General features: G+C 59.2%; 21 protein-coding genes. 7 read left to right on the forward strand and 14 right to left on the reverse strand.

Annotation, left to right across the window (positions count from 1 at the left end):
• The first annotated feature begins 31 nt into the window (after positions 1–31).
• From LU196_RS08325 to dolP, 4 genes are read left to right on the forward strand one after another with little or no spacing between them, the layout of a single operon-like run.
• Entirely contained in the window at positions 32–2,056 is a 2,025-nt protein-coding gene (locus LU196_RS08325) for a penicillin-binding protein activator (RefSeq protein WP_232758346.1), read from the forward strand.
• Entirely contained in the window at positions 2,014–2,409 is a 396-nt protein-coding gene (locus LU196_RS08330; protein ID WP_232758345.1) for a YraN family protein, read from the forward strand. Before LU196_RS08325 ends, LU196_RS08330 begins: the two co-directional genes overlap by 43 nt.
• A gap of 14 nt (positions 2,410–2,423) precedes the next feature.
• Positions 2,424–3,011: a DnaA initiator-associating protein DiaA gene (gene diaA / locus LU196_RS08335; RefSeq protein WP_034829211.1), complete on the forward strand. Its 588-nt coding sequence runs from the start codon at positions 2,424–2,426 to the stop codon at positions 3,009–3,011.
• A 14-nt stretch (positions 3,012–3,025) separates the two neighbouring features.
• Positions 3,026–3,598, forward strand: a complete 573-nt coding sequence (gene dolP, locus LU196_RS08340) for a division/outer membrane stress-associated lipid-binding lipoprotein (RefSeq protein ID WP_232758344.1) — start codon at positions 3,026–3,028, stop codon at positions 3,596–3,598.
• 43 nt (positions 3,599–3,641) lie between these two features.
• On the opposite strand, the gene LU196_RS08345 is transcribed toward dolP, so the two are convergent.
• Complete coding sequence (locus LU196_RS08345; protein ID WP_232758343.1) at positions 3,642–4,340, reverse strand: pirin family protein; 699 nt, start codon at positions 4,338–4,340, stop codon at positions 3,642–3,644.
• A gap of 129 nt (positions 4,341–4,469) precedes the next feature.
• On the opposite strand from LU196_RS08345, the gene LU196_RS08350 reads away from it, so the two are divergent.
• Positions 4,470–5,369, forward strand: coding sequence for a LysR family transcriptional regulator (locus LU196_RS08350; RefSeq protein ID WP_232758342.1), 900 nt, complete (start codon positions 4,470–4,472; stop codon positions 5,367–5,369).
• A 10-nt stretch (positions 5,370–5,379) separates the two neighbouring features.
• Here LU196_RS08350 and LU196_RS08355 read toward each other — a convergent pair whose 3' ends face one another.
• The 11 genes from LU196_RS08355 to pmbA form a co-directional block, all read right to left on the reverse strand.
• On the reverse strand, positions 5,380–7,290 hold the full coding sequence (locus tag LU196_RS08355; protein ID WP_232758341.1) for a PRD domain-containing protein: 1,911 nt from the start codon (positions 7,288–7,290) through the stop codon (positions 5,380–5,382).
• A gap of 24 nt (positions 7,291–7,314) precedes the next feature.
• Positions 7,315–8,052 (reverse strand): 2-dehydro-3-deoxy-phosphogluconate aldolase, encoded by a 738-nt coding sequence (gene dagF / locus LU196_RS08360; RefSeq protein ID WP_232758340.1) that lies wholly within the window; start codon positions 8,050–8,052, stop codon positions 7,315–7,317.
• On the reverse strand, positions 8,049–9,170 hold the full coding sequence (locus LU196_RS08365; protein WP_232758339.1) for a DgaE family pyridoxal phosphate-dependent ammonia lyase: 1,122 nt from the start codon (positions 9,168–9,170) through the stop codon (positions 8,049–8,051). Before LU196_RS08365 ends, dagF begins: the two co-directional genes overlap by 4 nt.
• A complete protein-coding gene (locus LU196_RS08370) occupies positions 9,154–10,287 on the reverse strand; it encodes an amidohydrolase/deacetylase family metallohydrolase (RefSeq protein ID WP_232758338.1) in 1,134 nt (377 codons plus the stop codon). Before LU196_RS08370 ends, LU196_RS08365 begins: the two co-directional genes overlap by 17 nt.
• Positions 10,288–10,312: 25 nt before the next feature.
• Positions 10,313–10,963: a DUF4310 family protein gene (locus LU196_RS08375; RefSeq protein ID WP_232758337.1), complete on the reverse strand. Its 651-nt coding sequence runs from the start codon at positions 10,961–10,963 to the stop codon at positions 10,313–10,315.
• 10 nt (positions 10,964–10,973) lie between these two features.
• Positions 10,974–11,750 carry a DUF4311 domain-containing protein gene (locus tag LU196_RS08380; protein ID WP_232758336.1) on the reverse strand — a complete coding sequence of 259 codons (777 nt, stop codon included), beginning with the start codon at positions 11,748–11,750 and terminating at the stop codon, positions 10,974–10,976.
• A 117-nt stretch (positions 11,751–11,867) separates the two neighbouring features.
• Positions 11,868–12,167, reverse strand: coding sequence for a DUF4312 family protein (locus LU196_RS08385; RefSeq protein ID WP_232758335.1), 300 nt, complete (start codon positions 12,165–12,167; stop codon positions 11,868–11,870).
• 2 nt (positions 12,168–12,169) lie between these two features.
• The gene (locus LU196_RS08390; protein WP_232758334.1) at positions 12,170–12,526 is read right to left on the reverse strand and encodes a glycine-rich SFCGS family protein; all 357 of its coding nucleotides are present in this window, start codon (positions 12,524–12,526) and stop codon (positions 12,170–12,172) included.
• Between the two features lie 13 nt (positions 12,527–12,539).
• Positions 12,540–12,878, reverse strand: coding sequence for a glycine dehydrogenase (locus LU196_RS08395; RefSeq protein ID WP_232758333.1), 339 nt, complete (start codon positions 12,876–12,878; stop codon positions 12,540–12,542).
• A gap of 262 nt (positions 12,879–13,140) precedes the next feature.
• Positions 13,141–13,527, reverse strand: coding sequence for a cytochrome b562 (gene cybC / locus LU196_RS08400; protein WP_232758332.1), 387 nt, complete (start codon positions 13,525–13,527; stop codon positions 13,141–13,143).
• Positions 13,528–13,722: 195 nt separating this feature from the next.
• Positions 13,723–15,063, reverse strand: a complete 1,341-nt coding sequence (gene pmbA / locus LU196_RS08405; protein ID WP_232758331.1) for a metalloprotease PmbA — start codon at positions 15,061–15,063, stop codon at positions 13,723–13,725.
• A 115-nt stretch (positions 15,064–15,178) separates the two neighbouring features.
• Here pmbA and yjgA point away from each other — a divergent pair, with 115 nt between their 5' ends.
• A complete protein-coding gene (gene yjgA, locus LU196_RS08410; protein ID WP_232758330.1) occupies positions 15,179–15,721 on the forward strand; it encodes a ribosome biogenesis factor YjgA in 543 nt (180 codons plus the stop codon).
• A 34-nt stretch (positions 15,722–15,755) separates the two neighbouring features.
• Here the strand turns inward: yjgA and mpl are convergent, their stop codons facing one another.
• Positions 15,756–17,111 carry a UDP-N-acetylmuramate:L-alanyl-gamma-D-glutamyl-meso-diaminopimelate ligase gene (gene mpl, locus LU196_RS08415; RefSeq protein WP_232758329.1) on the reverse strand — a complete coding sequence of 452 codons (1,356 nt, stop codon included), beginning with the start codon at positions 17,109–17,111 and terminating at the stop codon, positions 15,756–15,758.
• A gap of 166 nt (positions 17,112–17,277) precedes the next feature.
• Between mpl and fbp the strand changes: the two genes are divergently transcribed.
• Positions 17,278–18,282: a class 1 fructose-bisphosphatase gene (fbp, locus tag LU196_RS08420; protein ID WP_232758328.1), complete on the forward strand. Its 1,005-nt coding sequence runs from the start codon at positions 17,278–17,280 to the stop codon at positions 18,280–18,282.
• 42 nt (positions 18,283–18,324) lie between these two features.
• Here fbp and LU196_RS08425 read toward each other — a convergent pair whose 3' ends face one another.
• Positions 18,325–19,884 carry a methyl-accepting chemotaxis protein gene (locus tag LU196_RS08425; RefSeq protein ID WP_232758891.1) on the reverse strand — a complete coding sequence of 520 codons (1,560 nt, stop codon included), beginning with the start codon at positions 19,882–19,884 and terminating at the stop codon, positions 18,325–18,327.
• Positions 19,885–19,960: the final 76 nt, after the last annotated feature.

Here is a 19,960-nt window from a genome sequence, read left to right on the forward strand (position 1 = left end):
GCATCTTGAAAAAAACATCACTGGATACAGTATGCTTCCTTCAAAAGTCGTACGTCATAAAGCAGGACGCTTAGTGCCTGTTCTTCTCGCTGGGCTGATTTTAGCCGCCTGTAGCAGTCAAGCTCCGCAGCAAACCTCGAACGTCAATATTCAGGGGCCGGCAGCGGGTAAATCTGACTATTACCTGCAACAGGTGCAGCAAAGCAGCGATGATAGCAAGACCGACTGGCAATTACTTGCCATCCGTGCCCTGTTGAAGGAAGGAAAGTATCCGCAGGCTAACGATCAACTCAGCCAGCTGCCACAGCAGCTCTCTGACGTGCAGGCCCAAGAACTGCTGCTGCTACGTGCACAGCTGCAAATTGGCCAGCAAGATTTCGACGGTGCGCAGCAGCGCTTGGGTCAGGTTAAACCGTCGCTGCTGTCGCAGGATCAGCTGAAACGTTTCTACGCGCTGCAGATCGCGGCGGCGCAGAATCGCCCCTCGCTGGCGCTACTGCGCGCTTACATTGCACAAGAGCCGCTGCTGAACGGTGCCGAGCACCAGAGCAATATCGACGGCACCTGGCAGGCGCTGACGCAACTGTCGCAGGATCAGCTTAACAGCCTGGTGATCAACGCTGACGAAAATACCCTGCAGGGCTGGCTGGATTTGCTCAACACCTGGCACGCAAACAGCCAAGATGCGCAGATGCTCAAGTCCGCGATTGCCGACTGGAAAACGCGCTATCCGCAGAATCCTGGTGCCAAAACGCTGCCCACGCAGCTGAACCAGGCGCAAAATATGACCCCGGCCTCAACCAGCACCATTGCGCTGCTGCTGCCGCTGAACGGTCAGGCGCAGGTGTTCGCGAATGCGATCCAGAAAGGTTTTAACGATGCGAAAAACGGCGCGCTCACGCCGCCACCAACCGCGCCAGCCGCGACCGATACCGCCAGCGCGCAACCTGCTGCCGACCACGGCGACGGTAGCGCCAGCAGCCCTATTTCGGCAGAGGCCACCTCGCCTGCCCAACCGCAAACCGCCGCAGCGCCTGCACAAGCGCCAACGGCCCCCGCCGCTCAGCCGTCGAGCGCGCAGATCAAAGTGTATGACACCAGCAGCCAGCCGATTGCCCAGCTGATGCAGCAGGCGCAGCAGGATGGCGCGACGCTGGTGGTAGGGCCGCTGCTAAAAAACAACGTTGAGACGGTGGTCAACAGCCAAACCGCGCTTAACGTGCTGGCCCTGAACGAGCCGGAGCAGATCCAGAACCATCCGAATATTTGCTATTTTGCGCTTTCTCCTGAAGACGAAGCGCGCGATGCCGCGCACCATATCTATGAACAAGGCAAACGCCAGCCGCTGCTGCTGGTGCCGCGCAGCAGCTATGGCGATCGCATCACCAATGCGTTTGCACAAGAGTGGCAGAAACTGGGCGGCAGCACCGTGCAGCAGCAGCGTATTGGCAACGCGGCCGAGCTGAAGCAGGGCATTAACAGCGGCGCCGGTATTGCGCTGAGCGGTACACCCGTGACGGTTCAGCAGCCGCAATCAGCAGGCGTGTCGATTGCCGGTCTCACCATTCCGGCCCCGCAAAGCAGCACGTCGCCACCGTCGGCCGAAAATAATAGCGGCAGCGTAGATGCGGTCTATATCGTTGCCAGCCAGGATGAGCTTCAGCTGATCAAACCGATGATTGCGATGCGCACCAGCAGCCGCAACAATATCGCGCTTTACGCCAGCTCGCGCAGTGCGCAGGCGGGCGCAGGTCCAGATTTCCGTCTGGAGATGGACGGCTTGCAGTTCAGCGACATTCCGCTGCTCTCTGGCAGTAACAACGCGCTGATGCAGCAGGCCGCCAAATCGTTTAATAACGATTACTCGCTGGTTCGCCTTTACGCGATGGGCCTTGATGCCTGGACGTTGGCGAACCACTTTAACCAGATGCGCCAATCGCCGGGCTATGCCATTGATGGCAATACCGGCAAGCTGAGCGCCGATGCCAATTGCGTGATCAACAGGAAGTTGACATGGAACCAGTACCGCCAGGGACAGATCGTACCGGCACAGTAGATCGCCAGCAGCTCGGCGCAGCACATGAACAGCTGGCGCGCCGCTATCTGGAGCGCGCCGGGCTAAAATGGGTTGCCAGCAATGTGCGCGTGCGCGGCGGTGAGATCGATCTGATCATGCGTGACGCCACGGGCTGGGTGTTTGTCGAAGTACGCTACCGCCGCGACGCACGCTTTGGTGGTGCCGCTGCCAGCGTGACACGGCGTAAACAACACAGGCTGCTGCGCGCCGCCGCACTCTGGCTCCTTGCGCGCGGCGGCAGTTTTGATACGGTGAATTGCCGTTTTGACATCATTGCCATTACCGGGCACGAACTCGCATGGCTGCCCGATGCCTTTAATGCCGATGAATAGAACCAGGTGGTCTTGTGCAGGACAGAATTAAAGCGTGTTTTACCGAAAGTATTCAGACTCAAATTGCCGCGGCCGAGGCGTTACCCGACGCCATCTCCCGCGCTGCCATGACGCTGGTGCAGTCGCTGCTAAACGGCAATAAAATCCTGAGCTGTGGCAACGGGGCTTCCTCTGCCAACGCGCAGCATTTTGCCGCCAGCATGATCAACCGTTTTGAAACCGAGCGCCCTAGCCTGCCTGCGCTGGCTCTCAGTGCAGACAATGTGATGCTGACGGCCATCGGTAACGATCGCCTGCACGATGAAGTGTATGCCAAGCAGGTGCGTGCGCTGGGTCAGGCCGGTGACGTCTTGCTGGCGATCTCGACGCGCGGCAACACCCGCGATATTGTCAAAGCGGTGGAAGCCGCGGTGACGCGCGATATGACCATTGTCGCGCTAACTGGCCACGATGGCGGCGAACTGGCGGGCCTGCTAGGACCGCACGATGTGGAAATTCGCATTCCCTCACACCGCAGCGCGCGCATTCAGGAGATGCATATGCTGACGCTGAACTGCCTGTGCGATTTGATCGACAACACCTTGTTTCCCCACCAGGAATGATTGAAGGAGCCTACATGAAAGCATTGAACGCTGTTGCCATTCTGCTCACTGCCATGCTGCTGCAGGGCTGTGTGGCCGTGGTGGCAGGCGGTGCCGCCGTCGCCACGAAAACCGCTACCGATCCCCGTACCGTGGGCACGCAGGTGGACGATGGCACGCTTGAGCTACGCGTCTCTAACGCGCTGGCAAAAGATGACCAAATCAAGAATCAGGCGCGCGTGATTGTCACCGCTTATCAGGGCAAAGTGCTGCTGACCGGCCAGGCGCCATCCGCAGACTTGTCGAGCCGGGCGAAGCAGATTGCCATGGGCGTTGAGGGGGCCACTGAGGTCTACAACGAAATTCGTATTGGCCAGCGCGTCAGCCTCGGCACCTCGTCAAACGACACGTGGATCACCACCAAAATTCGTTCACAGCTGCTGGGTAGCGATCAGGTGAAATCATCCAATGTGAAAGTGACCACTGAAAACGGCGAAGTGTTCTTGCTGGGACTGGTGACGCAGGAGGAAGCCGCTGCGGCAGCCGATATCGCCAGCCGCGTAAGTGGCGTCAAGCATGTGACCACCGCGTTCACGATTCTCAAGTAATCACGGTAACAGACGCGTGAAGGCGGCCTCCGGGCCGCCTTTTTTATGCGGGAAGATCAATCACCAGCGCGCGCAGCGGCGTTTTCGCCTGCAGCGTGATATGCGGCTCGTCGCTGACGAACGCGCCGTCGCCGCAGCCTAGTGGTGCCAGCGCCGCGCTACCGGTGGCGTCCAGCGAACCGTGAATTGACTGCAAATAGGCGCGCGGCCCGTGCAGATCCAGCGTAAAGGCCTCGCCCGGCTCCAGCGTCACCTGATGCAGCCACACCTGCTGGCGCAGCTGCAGGCTGTCGTCCGCGCCGTCGGGCGACGCCAGCAGCACGTGGGTTTGCGTCGGCAGTGATTTCTTTTGCAGCCGCGGATTGTCGTGCTCAGGACAGGCCGCCAGCCAAAGCTGCATGCGCGTCAGCGGGCGATCCTTACGGCCGTTGATTTCGCTGTAATTGACGCCCTGGCGCGCAGCAATCAGCACGGCTTCGCCTTCACGCGCCAGCAGGTGGTTGCCTTCGCTGTCGCGGTATTCCGCCTCGCCTTGCAGGATAATGTTCAGCACATCCACCTGCGGATAGCTGCGCGGCTGAAACGCCGCGCCCGGTGCCAGCACTTCCTGATTCAGCACGCGGAGGGCGGCATAGCCCATGAGTTTTGGATCGAAATAGTGGCCAAACGAGAAGCTATAGCGCGCCTGCAACCAACCGAAATCGGCCTGGCCACATGCGGACGCGCAGCGAGTAGTCATCATGCATTACCTCCAGCGCGCTGCGGCAAGAACGGACCGCAGGCTTTATGCAGGTATGGTAAAAGGCTGGACGCCGGATTGTTAGCCAGTTAATCTGCCTGGCATATTCAAATTTACTGACAGAGAATCGGCATGGCAAAAGAGCGCGCGTTAACCCTCGAAGCCTTACGTGTGATGGACGCGATTGACCGCCGCGGCAGCTTTGCCGCCGCCGCAGATGAGCTCGGTCGCGTTCCCTCTGCGCTGAGTTACACCATGCAGAAGCTGGAAGAGGAGCTGGACGTGGTGCTGTTTGACCGTTCCGGGCACCGCACCCGCTTTACCAACGTCGGCCGCATGCTGCTTGAGCGGGGACGCGTGCTGCTCGAAGCGGCCGATAAACTCACCACCGATGCGGAAGCGCTGGCGCGCGGCTGGGAAACGCACCTCACCATCGTTACCGAAGCGTTGATCCCCACCGAACAGCTGTTTCCGCTGGTGACAAAGCTGTCAGAAAAAGCCAATACCCAAATCTCGCTGATCACCGAAGTGCTGGCGGGCGCATGGGAGCGTCTGGAGCAGGGGCGCGCCGATATCGTGATCGCCCCTGATATGCATTTTCGCGCCTCCACCGAGATCAATACCCGCAAGCTCTACAGCATGATGAGCGTGTACGTGGCCAGCCCGGACCATCCTATTCACCAGGAAGCGGAACCGCTCTCTGAAGTGACGCGCGTGAAATATCGCGGCATCGCCGTCGCCGATACCGCGCGCGAGCGTCCGGTGTTGACCGTGCAGCTGCTGGATAAACAGCAGCGCTTGACCGTAAGCAGCATGGACGACAAACGTCGGGCGCTGTTAGCCGGCATGGGCGTGGCGACCATGCCGTACCCGATGGTGGAGCAAGATATTGCCGAAGGCCGTCTGCGGGTGGTGAGCGCCGAATACACGCGCGAGGTGGACATCATAATGGCGTGGCGGCGCGACAGCATGGGCGAAGCGAAAGCCTGGTGTCTGCGTGAAATTCCCCGCCTGCTGGCAAAACGCAGCTAACGCACGCCCGTTATAAGCGTTGTAAACACTCGCTCGCCACGGCGCTGAAACTGGCAAAATCTCGGCAGTCGCGCAGGCGTGCCGTGGCGCGCTCGCGCAGAAACGTCACAAACAGATCGTAAATGGCCATCGCTTCTTCATATTCATTTTTACTGATGGCCAGCAGGAAAATCACCGAGGCCGTTTCCTCTCCCCAGCTCACGCCGTGCGGCGCCAGCACGGTATAGACCACGCTTTTTTTCGCCAGCAGTCCCAGCGAATGGGGCAGCGCAATGCCTTCGCCCAGCAGGGTGCTGACAATGGCTTCCCGCTCCTCAACCGAGGCATAAAAGTCGCTTTCTACATAGCCCTCGGCTTCCAGCCGGTCACACAGTAATCGAAACAGCGCGGACTGCGTCATCGGCCGATCCAGCACCATAAAGTGTCCGGCATCAAAATATTTCGCCAACATATAAGGACGCGTGCGATCGACCAGCACCAGCTTGCCCAACTGCTCCAGCTGATACTCGGTGGGAAACGGCGCCATCACCACCACCGGCTTGTTCTTCTCACTCAGACGCGCCGTGGAGATGACAAAGTCCTCTTCAATGTGGGTGCGCACCTCATAATCGCGCTGGGACAGCCGCGCGGTCACCACCAGCTGCGGGTATTTACGCAGCAGGAGCGCTTCAATCATGCGCAGCGTTGAGTTACCGCTGTCGCACACCAGCAGCACCTGCGGATGGCGCTGATAACCGACGTTATAGTGGCGCTCCAGCCCCACGCCAATATGCAGCACCAGAAAGCCAATCTCATTTTCACTAATAGAGTACGGCGTGTGCCTGCCCCAGCTGGTGACGGCTGCCAGCGTGACGTCGTAGGCCATGGGATAGTGCTGTTTGATATTGCTTAACAGCGGATTGGGAATATGAATCTGATAACGCACCCGCGTGATCATGGTTTTGATGTGGGTGAGCAGATCGGCGCGCAGCTGTTCGTCCTGCTGCAAACGATAGTTATAGTGGGTGTTGATGTAGTTCAACAGGTAATCCACCAGGGCATCGGCGTCATCGGCGTTGATGTTATCCGGCGTCAGCGCCTGGATTTGCCGCGCCGCAATGTGCACGCCAAGCCAGTTCTGTTCGGCCTGCGAGATAGGTTTCCCCGCTAGGGGACGCAGCAGCGTCACCAGCTGACGCGCCGCGTCACGTACCGGCGATCCCACCTCTTCAACGCCCGGATCGCTCAGGGGAAAACCTTCGCTAATGCGGCGTACGGCCACGGCGCAGTACAATTGCAGATAGCGCTCCCCTTCATCGCTCAGGCGAATAGCGTGCTCGCTGACGCACTGATGCAACAGCGGTTCGAGCTGCGCCAGAATGCCGGGGTGCAGCACTTCAACCGTTAGCAGCGGGCTGTCCGGCGTCTCCTGATCGATTTGCCACAGCACATCCGTCAGGCAGGTGCGGATCGCCGACTCGCGCCCGAACAGTTTCATGCCGTAGCGCGGTTTCGTTTCAATGTGCAGCTGATAACGATTCAGCCATTCACGCACCTCCGCCATGTCACTTTGCAGCGTGGCGCGACTGACAAACCACTCATCGGACAGATCCTCCAGCTTCAGCGACCAGGCCGCAGTGAGAAAGCGCGTCAGCAGATAGCGCACGCGCTCCGGCGAACTGCGCGGCACCCGCAGCGGCGCCGCACGCTCCTGCTGCAGGCGGCTAAAACGCGCGGCGTCATCAATGCGTAGGCGATAACCGGCGCCACGCGCCAGCACAAACTGCGCGCCGTGCTGAACCAGCAAAGCATTCAGCGCGGTGATATCGGCGCGCACCGTGCGCGTTGAGACGGAAAAGCGACGCGCCAGCTCGTCCTGCGGCAGCGTTTCGTTTTGCAGCGCGCTAAACAGCTGCGCCAGACGCTGATGGGGAAATCTCACGGAGCCTCACCTGTGGTGGGTGGATTACAACAGACTTTTGCACGTTGCCAGAAGCTGGCGCACGTCGTCAACGCGCGTATCGCCGCTGGCGCTGTCGATAATCGCGCTGTAAACGTGTGGGATGACTTTGCTGACGCCCGCCTCCAGCGCAATGCGCACAATCTCAGCGAAATTATCGAGATCGATACCACCGGTGGGCTCCAGCCAAAAATCGTATCGCGCACAAGCCTCCGCCACCGCACGGTACTCCGCCACCGCGCTCAGGCCGCCCATCGGGAAATATTTCAGCGAGCTGCCGCCCATGTCTTGCAGCAGCGCAATCGCACTGGCGATCGGCACGACCGCGTCCTCGCCTGCTGAACTGCGCGGCCCGGTAGAGATTTTTACCCGCCCGGGCGTGCCGGTGGGCGACACCAGACCATTCACCACGGTGTGTGGCTGGCCCAGCCGCGCCCGCGTGGTGGCCACGCCGGTAAAAACCTGATTCACGTGCTGCGGCTGCAGCGCGGCCGCAATCTCGCTGACCATGGCAGACTGATTGGGATCCCCTGCGCCAAGGCCCACCGAGAGCGCATTGTCAATGCGTGCCGCATAGTCGCGCATGTCGGCAATGGCCGCCTCGCAGGAGACATAGTTTTTTGACAGCACGCCCACCAGCACGTGCCCTTCGGCCGCCTGCCAGATATCGGTGGCATTTTGCTTTGATCCTGCCAGCACGTTAAGGCAGACACGGTTTTGATAGAAATTTGGCGTCAGCGTCATGTGCGGATCTCCTCCCCCAGCAGGTGTTGGATAGCGGTGAAAATGACGTGGAGCTGCGCGGCGCTGACGCTGCGCACATCGGCTTCAATAATGCCTTCATTGGCTTTGTAACCGCGAAAATAGATGGCGGTGTCGCCGCGCTGTAGCGCCTGCACCAGCGCAGCGGTGGAGGTGCCGATAGCGGCCTGGTCAAAGGCGATCTCCGCGCGGGCGATATCACGTCCGGCGGCGTCCCAGACCACGCGCGCGCTCACTCCGGGTAGCGTATTCAGGTTCTCGATAAACGGCGTCATTTTCGTCACCATCTCCGCTCCGGTGGTTTTCGGCTGGCGCAGATAATCTTCAATCGCCTGCGTCAGCCCCAGAATGCCCTCTTTACCCACTTTCATGGCGCGACCAATGCCGCGATTTTGCCGCTTGACCCACTCAACATACTGCCTGCGTCCGATCACCAGCCCGCTGGTAGGCCCTTCAAGCGCTTTGGCGCCGCTGTAGATCACCAGATCGGCCCCCGCGCGGTAATAGCTGTGGAGATCTTCCTCCGCGGCGGCATCGACAATCAGCGGCACGCCGTGCGCGCGCGCCACTTCCGCTGCCTGCGCGACACTCAGATGGCTCTTTTGCACACAGTGATGGGATTTCACGTACAGCAGCGCCGCGGTGGTAGGCGTGATGGCCGCAGCCAACTGTGCCGGGGAGCACTCGTTGCTGTATCCCGCCTCGATGAGGCGTCCACCGCCCAGCGCCACCATGGTGCCCACCGGTACCCCGTAGTTCACGTTGTGACCTTTCGGCACCACGATATCGTGCGCGACGCTCAGCGGCGCGGCGTGCAGGTTTTCCAGCAGCCACTCGTCGTCTTTGACAATCACCGCTGCCACCGATTGCGCCAGGCCCGATGACGCGCACGACACCACCACCGCGTTATCCACTTCCAGCAGCGAGGCGATATACGCGCCGGTTTTATTCACCAGGTCGGACATTTCAAAATAGTGATTCAAGCCGTAGCACACGGTATCCACCACGCTGGCGGCGGGCGTGGACACGCCAAGCACGGTCATACGGCCCGACGCATTGATGACCTGCTTTAGGCCATACTTTTCATAAATCGAAGACATGATTGGCTTTTCCTTCCTCAGTCAGATACCACCGGCCCGCGACGATCGCGGCCAGTGGCTGCAGATATTGCTGGCCCAAGACCTGTTCACCCTCGGCATCCACAAACGGGTGCGCCGCTTCGTTGAGGCGAAACAGCGTCAGATCGGCGTCAAAGCCGGGCAGTAGCTGGCCTTTTGTCGATAAGCGCAGCGCTGCCGCCGCGTGCGCGGTCACGCAGGCGATCACCTGCGGCAGCGTCATGCCAAGGTGAAGAAATTTCGACATCACATGCGCCAGGCTGCGTACCGGGCCATGCAGCCGGTTACGGCAGTAGATATCTGAGCTAATGGTGTCCGGCAGGATGCCGAGGGCGATGGCCTGGCGCGCGACGGCAAAACTGAAGCTGGCGCTGCCGTGCCCCACGTCCAGCCGGACGCCGCGCGCGAGCGCCTGTTGTACCGAGGCCTTCAGTTCTCCCTGCGGCGATAACAGGCGATTGGGCTTGCCGTTAAAGCAGTGGGTAAGGATGTCGCCTGCGGTTAAGTGCTCGGCGATGGCGTCCAGCGTCGGCGGTGCGTTACCGATGTGCACCATCAGCGGCAAATGGCCCACCGCCTGCTGCATCGCCTTGGCGCGTATCAGCGGTGCAATACCGTTGTCGCCGACGACGCTGCTGCTCATGCGTGCTTTCAGGCCAACAATGAACGCAGGATGGCGCTGCACCGCCTGCACCACCGCGTCGCCGTCAATCTGCGCCATATCGGCGAGCTCTTGCTGCGTGACGATGCCGGTGCGCGCGATGTTGAGCAGCGCACGCACGTCGGTGGCGGCGCTGCGCGTGAGCTGATAGAAATCGTCGATCTGGTCGGCACCGGTACTGCCCGCATCCACTACCGTGGTCACACCCTGCGCGATCCCCACGGCATCGGGCGTATCGTGGTAGATCGGCGAGCGGGGATAGCAGTGCACGTGGCTGTCGATCCAGCCAGCGCTAACGTAACAGCGCCCGGCCAGATCGCGCTCCTGCCGCGCCGCGCCCTGCACCTCGCCCACGGCGGCGATTTTGCCCCGCAGCAGGGCGATATCCACCTGTCGCGCATCGCACAGCCGGGCGCGGCGTAAAATCATATCGAACATGCTTTCTCCTTGCGGGCCCATGGCCTTAGAGCGATACCGGGAAAAAGGCGCCCAGCACCATGGCGCCCAAGATCGCGCCGCCGGTAATGGGCTTATTCCAGAGATAGAACAGCAGCGCGCCCGCCAGCGAACCCAGCCCGATGGGGATGGAGGCCGCCATGGCCGACAGAATGATCAGCGGCCCCAGAAAACGGCCGGAGGCATTACCGGCGCCCATCATGACGTCAGCCCCGTAGGTCGAGTCGCTCTGATTGATGGTGAACTTACGCGCGAGGATAATCACATAGCCAATCGCCACGCCAATCACCAGCCCGGTTGCCAGCGAGGCGGCAAAGTTCGCCACGGGGAACACCATGCCTGCGCCCAGCAGCAGCGCGGGCACGCCCAGCCCGACGCCGGTTTGAATCGCCCCGCCGATATCCAGAATGCCCACCAGCGAGCCTTCGATGATGCGTGCAAACAGAAAGCTGGCGCCAAACGCCGCTACCGCGCCGTAGGTACCGGTTTCGATACCGGCCCGCAGCATGGAAACAAACGCTACCTCGTTGAAGGCGCCAATGCCGTAGAGGTAATACATGTGCGTGCCGGCGAACACGCCGGAAGAGAGCAGCCCGACAAACAGCGGGAAAGACCAGTCGGCATACCAAAAGCCAGCGTGGGGTTTATCGTTGTGCATAACAGGCTCCTTATTTGCCACTCAGGCTGTTGTGTATAGCATCCAGCCAGCCCGGAATGCCCAGCTGGAAGGATTGCAGCAGCTTCATGTCAAAGCCGCGGAAGAAGCCGCTCAGCACAAACAGCAGCACAATGGCCGTCATCATCACGGCGGTAACGCGGTTCCAGCCGCTCTCTTCAACGCCTTTGCCAATCAGAATGCCCAGCACCAGGCCGGGTACCGCATTGCCCATGATGAGCTGGGCAAGTCCGCCAAAAATCGTTGCCCAAAAGCCCGATTTTTTACCGGCATCAATGGCCGCCAGCCAGAAAATCACCGGCATCACGGTGTTGACCAGCAGGTTCGCCGCGGGCACCAGCACTTTCACTGCCGTGACCTGCAGCGCCGCCGGCACCGCAGAGGCGGTACTGTTTAGGAAAGCCACCACGATGGCGCCGATGATGCCGCAGGCCAGCGCCATGCGTTTTGGGTTATGCAGCGTCTCCGCCAGATTACGGTTTTTCACCATCAGCGCCGCCGCGCCCCAGTTCGGCAGAATGCGGTGATCAACATCCTGGGTAAACGAGCCCGCTGCCACAGACGATGCCCAGGCGTTAAAGAAAAAGCCGAGGCCGAAGGAGAAGTGAGAGGCGGGATCGCCTTCGCAGGCATTGAGCTCGCCCAGGGTACGGAATGCGCCCATGCCCTGCGTGACCGGCGCGTGGAACATGCGCGCGGCACCCGCGCCGACGCCCACGCCGACCAGCCCACCGATGATTAAAGACTTAAACAAAATGATGAAAAACATGATGTTGGCCCTTGATTGTTGTTGTCATTTTTCGTGCCCAGCACGCCCGGTCTGCGGCAGGTAGTGAACGCAGTGAACAACATGACCGCGTGCCGCCGGTGAGCGCCGCGGCGGCCGTTAGGCGCCGGCGGTAAAGGCCACCTGCTCGGTATCGATAGCCGTCACGCTGACGGTGATCGCCAGCTCCACGCGATAGTGCCGCTTGACGCGCGGCAGGAAGAAAAACAGAAACCGCTCCGTGCGCACCGCTTCGTGTGCGCGCACGATGCGCACATCCTGCGGTTCAATGCGCAGCAGGACTTGCTGGCTGCTGCGTAGCACCTGCTGCTGAACCTGGCTAAGCGCGTCGGCAAACGCTTTGGCTTTGGTGTCGCCGCTGCCCTGAACGCTGACCTGGGTTTCATAATGCTGTTTCATACTTAGCTGCCGTGTTTTTTTGCCCAAGCCTGCACCAGGCGCTCACCCAGCTCCTCTTTGTCCATAAAGCCGAAGCCGAGCACCGTCGCGCCCTCATTGATGGCGGTGACGCCTTCATCAATAGAACGCATGCCGTGTTTGGCCTTGTAGCCATATTTGCTTTGCGCGGTGATAGCGCCCGCGCCGCCGCTGCCGCAAAACGAGATGCCAAAATCTGCGTTCTCGGCTTTCATCACGTCCCCTAACTTCATGTCTGCCGCGACGCCAGGCACCACTACCGCCCGTCCGCCGGCCTTTTCAATGCCAGCCGCCACTTTCTGCCCTTTACCCAAACGATCGCCAATGACCACAGTGACCATGTTGTTCCCCTCGTTATACTTGGTTGGTTTTTGCCACTTCGATATGCACCGACAGCAGCCAGGCTTCTTCCACCGGCAAATTGCCGAACAGGTCCACAATCTGCTGCGCCAGCGCCAGCGTGTCAGGGGCGATCTCGTCAAACAGATCGGCTTCCACCTCGGGGAGCGCCTCTCCGGTGAGGGATCGCACCGCCATGGCCCGCACGTGCGACGCCAGCATCTGCTGCTGGACGGCGTCGGGATGGATCCGATGCGCGGCGTAGATCGCCTTAATCTGCTGCAGTGCCTTCTCCGTCAGCGTCTCAATCGCTTCCGACGTATTCTGGGGCAGCGGGACAGCTTCACTCCTCACCCTGAACTCCTGTTACAGCGGACATTGCCCGATATTTCGCCATCACCGGAAAGTACGCCTTCCGCCGCGCGCTGTGGAGACGCATCTTTTCCACCTCAAAGTGGAAATCTCAGGCGCGCGCGTGCGTAAGATCGCAAGGCGCGTGCCTTGTGCAATCCGGCATTAAAAAGAGAAGGGGTCGTGCGGTCTGGCGGGGGAAAAGCGGCGATGCGTGCGCGTGGCGGGGCGATAAGCAGGCCAGCCCGGAGGCTGGCCTGACGAATTAGCGGAATTTCTTATGGTTAACGTTGCGAATCTCTTCCAGTTTCTTCGCTTCGGTTTTGGCTTCGTCCAGCTTGTTGGCTTTTGCCAGCTGGTCCACTTTATCGATCTGCGCAATCAGCGAATCCAGGCCGGCGTGATAGTCCTTCACTTGCGCGCTGTCGGCAGGCTGACCTTCCAGCTTGTCCGGCGTAGATTTTTTCGCATCTTCCGCGGCGGCGCGCATTTTGCCCAGCGCCGTTTGCATCTCTTTGGCATCGGAGGTTTTCTTCACGACGCTCAGCCCATCTTTCAGGGTGTCCATGTCTTTTTCTAAGTCAGCGGCATACGCAGCCGTACTGCCTGCGAACAGCGCGAGGGATAACATTGCAATCACATGCTTACGCATTGGTCTGTCCTTTTAATTGTTGTGGGTTAAGGCTTCCAACAGAGTAGCGGGAAAGCAAGCAAAACGGCAGAGGGTAATAACGTGGTTTTAACAATTTTTTGACGTTTGTCTGACCCGGCAAAGGGGGACAGGACGAAAGGGGAAAACGCCGCGCAAAAAAAAGCAGCCCGCAGGCTGCTTTCTAACACGCGGCGCTTACTGACCGGCGATCTTCATCTCCGGCAGCAGCACTGAACCGCACTGGATATTGCTGCGGGTTTCAATATCGTCGCCTACGGTGACGATATTGCGCCACATCTCTTTGAGGTTGCCCGCAATGGTGATTTCACTCACCGGGTACTGAATTTCGCCGTTCTCGACCCAGAAACCGGCCGCGCCGCGCGAGTAGTCACCAGTCATGGCGCTGATGCTGGACCCCATCATTTCTGTCACCACCAGGCCGCGATCCATTTGCTTAATGAGATCGTCAAAGCTGTGGCCCTGACCGGCAATGCGCCAGTTGTGGATGCCGCCCGCATGGCCGGTGCTTTTCAAACCGAGCTTGCGCGCCGAATAGCTGGTCAGCAGCCAGGTTTGCAGTACGCCATCTTTAATGATGTCGCGCGCTTCAGTGCGCACGCCTTCGCTGTCAAACGGTGTAGAGGCCAGCCCTTTTAGCAGATGCGGCTGCTCCGAAATGGTCAGCCACTCCGGCAGAATCTGTTTACCCAGCGCATCGAGCAAAAAGGTGGATTTGCGGTACACGCTGCTGCCGCTGATCATGCCCACCAGGTGGCCGAACAGGCCGGTCGCCACTTCAGGGGCAAACAGCACCGGCGCTTTCATGGTAGGAAGTTTACGCGGCGCCAGGCGCGACAATACGCGACGTGCGCACTCGCTGCCCACCCATTCCGGGCTGTGCAATTCGTCGAAGGCGCGCGCCATGGTATAGGCGTAATCACGCTCCATGTTGCCGTCCTGCTCGGCGATGACGCTGCTCGACAGCGAGTGGCGGCTTGAGCAGTAGCTCTGCAACATTCCGTGGCTGTTGCCAAACACTTTGATGCCAACGTGACTGTTAAAACTGCCACCTTCGGTATTGGTGATACGCTTATCGGCTTTCAGCGCAGCCTCTTCCGCCTGCGCAGCGAGCTCGATGGCGCGATCGGCGTCGATCTCCCAAGGGTGATAGAGATCGAGATCCGGGGCGTCAAACGCCAGCAGATCGCGATCCGCCGGGGCGGCAAAAGGATCGGCTGAGGTATAGCGCGCGATGTCGATCGCCGCCTGCACGGTGCGTTTGATCGCCTCCGGGCTGAGATCGGTCGACGAGGCGCTGCCCTTACGGTTCTGATGATAAACGGTGATACCCAGCGCACCATCGCTGTTGAATTCGACATTTTCCACTTCGCCGTAGCGGGTGCTCACGCCAATGCCGGTGGTTTTGCTCACCGCCACTTCGGCACCGTCTGTGGCCGCTTTGGCCAACTCAAGCGCCTGCGCGACAGCCTGTTCCAACACTTTACGTTGTTCTGCAACCTGAGTAGATACGTTCATCGACCTGCCGTCTAATCTTAAGTATGAATGTAGTGAGTCTATCAGACTCAGAGAACAATTTCGCAGTCACCCGATAAACTGGTAGGATTAGCCTCTTTTTTTAGGGAGCCAAAAGATGACCAAGCAGCCCGATGACTGGCTCGACGATGTGCCTGATAATCAAGAAGATGATGAAGAAGAGATTATTTGGGTCAGTAAAAGTGAAATTAAGCGCGATGCCGAAGAGCTGAAACGCCTGGGTGCCGAGCTCGTTGAACTGGGAAAAAATTCCCTCGATAAGATCCCGCTGGATGAAGATCTGCGTACCGCGATCGAACTGGCACAGCGCATTAAAATGGAAGGCCGCCGCCGTCAGCTTCAGCTGATTGGTAAGATGCTGCGTCAGCGTGACGAGGAGCCGATTCGCCAGGCGCTGGATAAACTGAAAAATCGCCATAACCAGCAGGTGGCGCTGTTTCACAAACTGGAACAGCTGCGCGATCGCTTAGTGGAAAAAGGCGATGACGCGGTGGCGGAGGTGATTAACCTCTATCCGCACGCCGATCGTCAGCAGCTGCGCAGCATGATCCGCAATGCGCAAAAAGAAAAAGCGGCCAATAAGCCGCCTAAGTCTGCGCGTCAGATCTTTCAGTATTTACGCGAACTGGCCGAAGCCTGATCGCGCGCAGGGCGCCCATACGGGCGCCCTCTTCTCATTTCCCTAAGCGATCTAATAGCTTTTGGTGAATACCGCCGAAACCGCCGTTGCTCATCACCAGAATTGAATCGCCCGGCTGAGCCGCTTTCGCCACCATTTCCACCAGCGCATCAATATCGGCACTCCAGTGCGCAGGCTGCATGCACGCCTCGGCCACATCGGAAACCTGCCACGGAATATGGTGCGGCTGGAACAGGAATACTTCGTCGGCGCGACCCAGCGACGGCGCCAGATCGTTTTTGCTAACGCCCATTTTCATGGTATTGGAGCGCGGTTCCAGCACCGCCAGGATGCGCGCCGTGCCGCCAACCTTGCTGCGCAGCGCCGCCAGCGTGGCGTGAATAGCCGTAGGATGATGCGCAAAATCGTCATAGACCTTGATGGCGTTCACCTCGCCGCGCAGCTCCAGGCGACGACGGGCGTTGATGAAGCGGCTCAGCGCCTCACCGGCATCCTCGGGTTTCACCCCAACGTGACGCGCCGCCGCAATCGCCATCAGGCCATTGTGCATGTTGTGCTCGCCCACCAGGCCCCAGTTCACCTCAGCCACTTTTTCACCCGCCAGCCACACTTCCCACTGGGAGGCATCCGGCGTCACTTTTTTTGCCTGCCACTGGCCGTTATCGCCCACCGTCTCCTGCTCGCTCCAGCAGCCCATCGCCATCACCTGACGCAGATGCGGATCGTGTTCCGGCAGTAAAATTTTCCCCTGACCGGGCACGATGCGGATCAAATGGTGGAACTGCTTCTGGATGGCGCGCAGATCGTCAAAGATGTCCGCGTGATCGAACTCCAGATTATTCAGGATCAGCGTGCGCGGGCAGTAGTGCACAAACTTGGATCGCTTGTCGAAGAAGGCGCTGTCGTACTCGTCGGCTTCAATAACGAAGAATGGGCTTTTTCCTAATTTTGCCGAAACGTCGAAGTTGCCCGGTACGCCACCGATAATAAAGCCCGGTTCCAGCCCGCAGGCCTCCAGAATCCACGCTGCCATGCCGGCGGTGGTGGTTTTACCGTGCGTACCGGCGACCGCGACAACCCAGCGGTCGCGCAGCACGAAATCGTGCAGCCACTGCGGGCCAGACAGGTAAGGAATGTTCCGCTCCAGTACCGCTTCCACGCAGGGATTGCCGCGCGTCATGGCGTTGCCAATGATCACTAAGTCCGGCGCAGGCTCAAGCTGGCTTGGCTCATAACCTTCTGTTAATTCAATACCTTGCTGTTCAAGCAGCGTGCTCATCGGCGGGTAAACGTTGGCATCTGAACCGGTTACTTCGTGTCCCAGCGAGCGGGCCAGCACGGCCAGCCCGCCCATAAAGGTGCCGCAAATCCCAAGGATGTGAATACGCATAAAGAGACCTATCACTCAAAAGTTCGGCGCACAGTGTAACCTTGAGCCGAGTGGGAAGAAACGGATTAGGACTATGGTTTTTGAAGTTCAATCGGCTAAACTGCGCTCACATGTGGGTAGCGTGTGACCACGGCTACCACTCCACCGTAGATTCAGGGAATGTGTTATGAAAACGTTAGGCGAATTCATCGTCGAGAAGCAACACGACTTTCCACACGCCACAGGTGAACTGACGGCGCTGATTTCCTCCATCAAGCTGGGTGCCAAAATTATCCACCGCGACATCAACAAAGCGGGCTTAGTGGATATTCTCGGTGCCAGCGGCGTAGAGAACGTGCAGGGTGAGCAGCAAATGAAGCTGGATCTTTTCGCTAACGAAAAGCTCAAAGCGGCCCTGAAAGCGCGTGGTGTGGTCGCGGGCATTGCCTCCGAAGAAGAAGACGAATTCGTTATCTTTGAAGGATCAGAGAACGGTCGCTATGTGGTGTTGATGGACCCGCTGGACGGCTCATCGAACATCGACGTTAACGTCTCCGTGGGCACCATTTTCTCGATTTATCATCGCGTCAGTGAACCCGGCACGCCAATCACCGAAGCGGATTTCATGCAGCCCGGCCATAAGCAAGTGGCGGCGGGCTATGTGGTCTACGGCTCCTCGACCATGATGGTCTACACCACGGGCGTTGGCGTACACGCGTTCACTTACGATCCGTCACTCGGCGTCTTCTGCCTGAGCCACGAGCGCATGACCTTCCCGGAGCAGGGCTATACCTACTCGATAAACGAAGGCAACTACATCCGCTTCCCACAGGGCGTGAAAAAATACCTGAAGTTCTGTCAGGAAGAGGATGCCGCCACGCGCCGTCCTTATACTTCGCGCTACATTGGTTCGCTGGTGGCGGATTTCCACCGCAACCTGCTGAAAGGCGGGATCTACCTTTACCCCAGCACGGCCAGCCACCCGAAAGGCAAACTGCGTCTGCTGTATGAGTGCAATCCCATGGCCTTCCTTGCCGAACAGGCGGGTGGTAAAGCCAGCGACGGAGCCAATCGCATTCTGGATATCCAGCCTGAAACCCTGCACCAGCGCTGCCCGTTCTTCTGCGGCAACGAAGCGATGGTGGACGACGTTGAGCGCTTTATCCGTGAATACCCGGACAGCCACGCTTGATGACGTGAAGAAAGAAAAAAGCCCGCGCATGCGGGCTTTTTTTTACGCGCTTGCCACGCGGAACTGCGCCATTGAGGCCTGCAGCTGCTGCGACTGCGCTTCCAGCGATTGGGTCGCGGCACTGGCTTCTTCCACCAGCGCGGCGTTCTGCTGGGCGGCCTCATCCATTTGCGTCACGGCGGTATTCACCTGCTCAATGCCGCGGCTCTGTTCCTGCGACGCCACGGCAATCTCTTTAATCAGCGAGGTCACACGCGTCACCTCACCGGCGATTTCATCCATGGTTTCACCCGCCCGCGTTGCCATATCGCTGCCCTCTTTCACCCGCGACTGCGACTCGCTAATCAGTTCGCGGATCTCTTTGGCGGCGGTGGCGCTGCGTCCGGCCAGGGTGCGCACTTCGTTGGCGACCACGGCAAAACCGCGCCCCTGCTCACCGGCTCGCGCCGCTTCCACCGAGGCGTTGAGTGCCAGAATGTTGGTTTGAAACGCAATGCCATCAATCACGCTGAGGATATCGCCAATGCGATTGGCGCTGTGGGTGATCTCCTGCATTTTTTCCATCACGTATCCCACCACTTCGGCACCGCGATCGGCGCTCTGAGAGACATTGCTGGCTAACTGATCGGCCTGCTGGGCGTTGCTGGCGTTCATGCGCACGGTAGCGGTCAGCTCTTCCATGCTGGCAGCCGTTTGTTCCAGCGAGGCCGCAGAGGCTTCGGTGCGCTGCGACAGGTTCACCGTACCGGCCGCCAGTTCGCGGCTGCCGATATCGATTTGCAGGCTGGCTTCGCGTACCTGACTCACCGACTGGCGCAGCGACAGCTGCATATTAGCCAGCGCGTCGTTCAGGCGACCAATTTCATTTTTACCGGCCTCGGGCAGCGGCTGCGACAAGTCGCCTGCAGCAATCTGCTCCAGATGCACGATGGCATGATTAAGCGGCTCGATAAACAAGCGACGCAGCAACTGCCACGACAGCACGATGATCAGCAGCGTCAGCGCCATGGCGATGCCAATCAGCACTTTCATCTTAAGTTCGTTGTCTGCCGCCTGCTGCATGCGCTCGGCGGTGACCTGATCGGCGTACTGACTGAACGCGTTCACCGCCTTCGAGTAATTGGCGGCAAGCTGCGACTGCTTGCCTTCCAGCACCTGATAATATTCGTCGGTATATTGTTTTTGCAGCGCCGACATCATGGGCGCAATGCCCTCTTTGTCGTACGTGGTATAGGTTGAAACGATGTCCTTCACCAGCGCTTGACCTTTCACGGTGACCGTACCGGCATCCACAAAGCCTTTAAAGAAATTGTGTGAGCTATCAACCGCCGCCTGAGCCTGCTTAGTGACCTTCGCGCCGTCGTCCAGCAGGCCAATTTCAATTTTCCGCACCGCCAGCGCCGCATTGGCGCGCGCGCGCATTAACTCTGAGCGGCTTTGATACAGTTTATTCAGCTCTACCGCCTGAATGCGGTTGATCGCCTGCAGTGATTCATTGCCCGCGTTGATGGCATAGATCCCCATCACACTGACCGACAGCAGCAACAGCGTCATAAAAAACAGCAAACCGCGTATGCCGTTTTTCATCGATAGTTCTTTAATCATGTTAATCACCCGTGTCCTTGATAAAAGGCAGAATTCCGTTGGCCCTAAAACGGTGAGATTATCGGCAGCGGAC

The sequence above is a fragment of the Pantoea sp. Mb-10 genome (genome assembly GCF_021272205.1).
Lineage (GTDB): Bacteria > Pseudomonadota > Gammaproteobacteria > Enterobacterales > Enterobacteriaceae > Pantoea.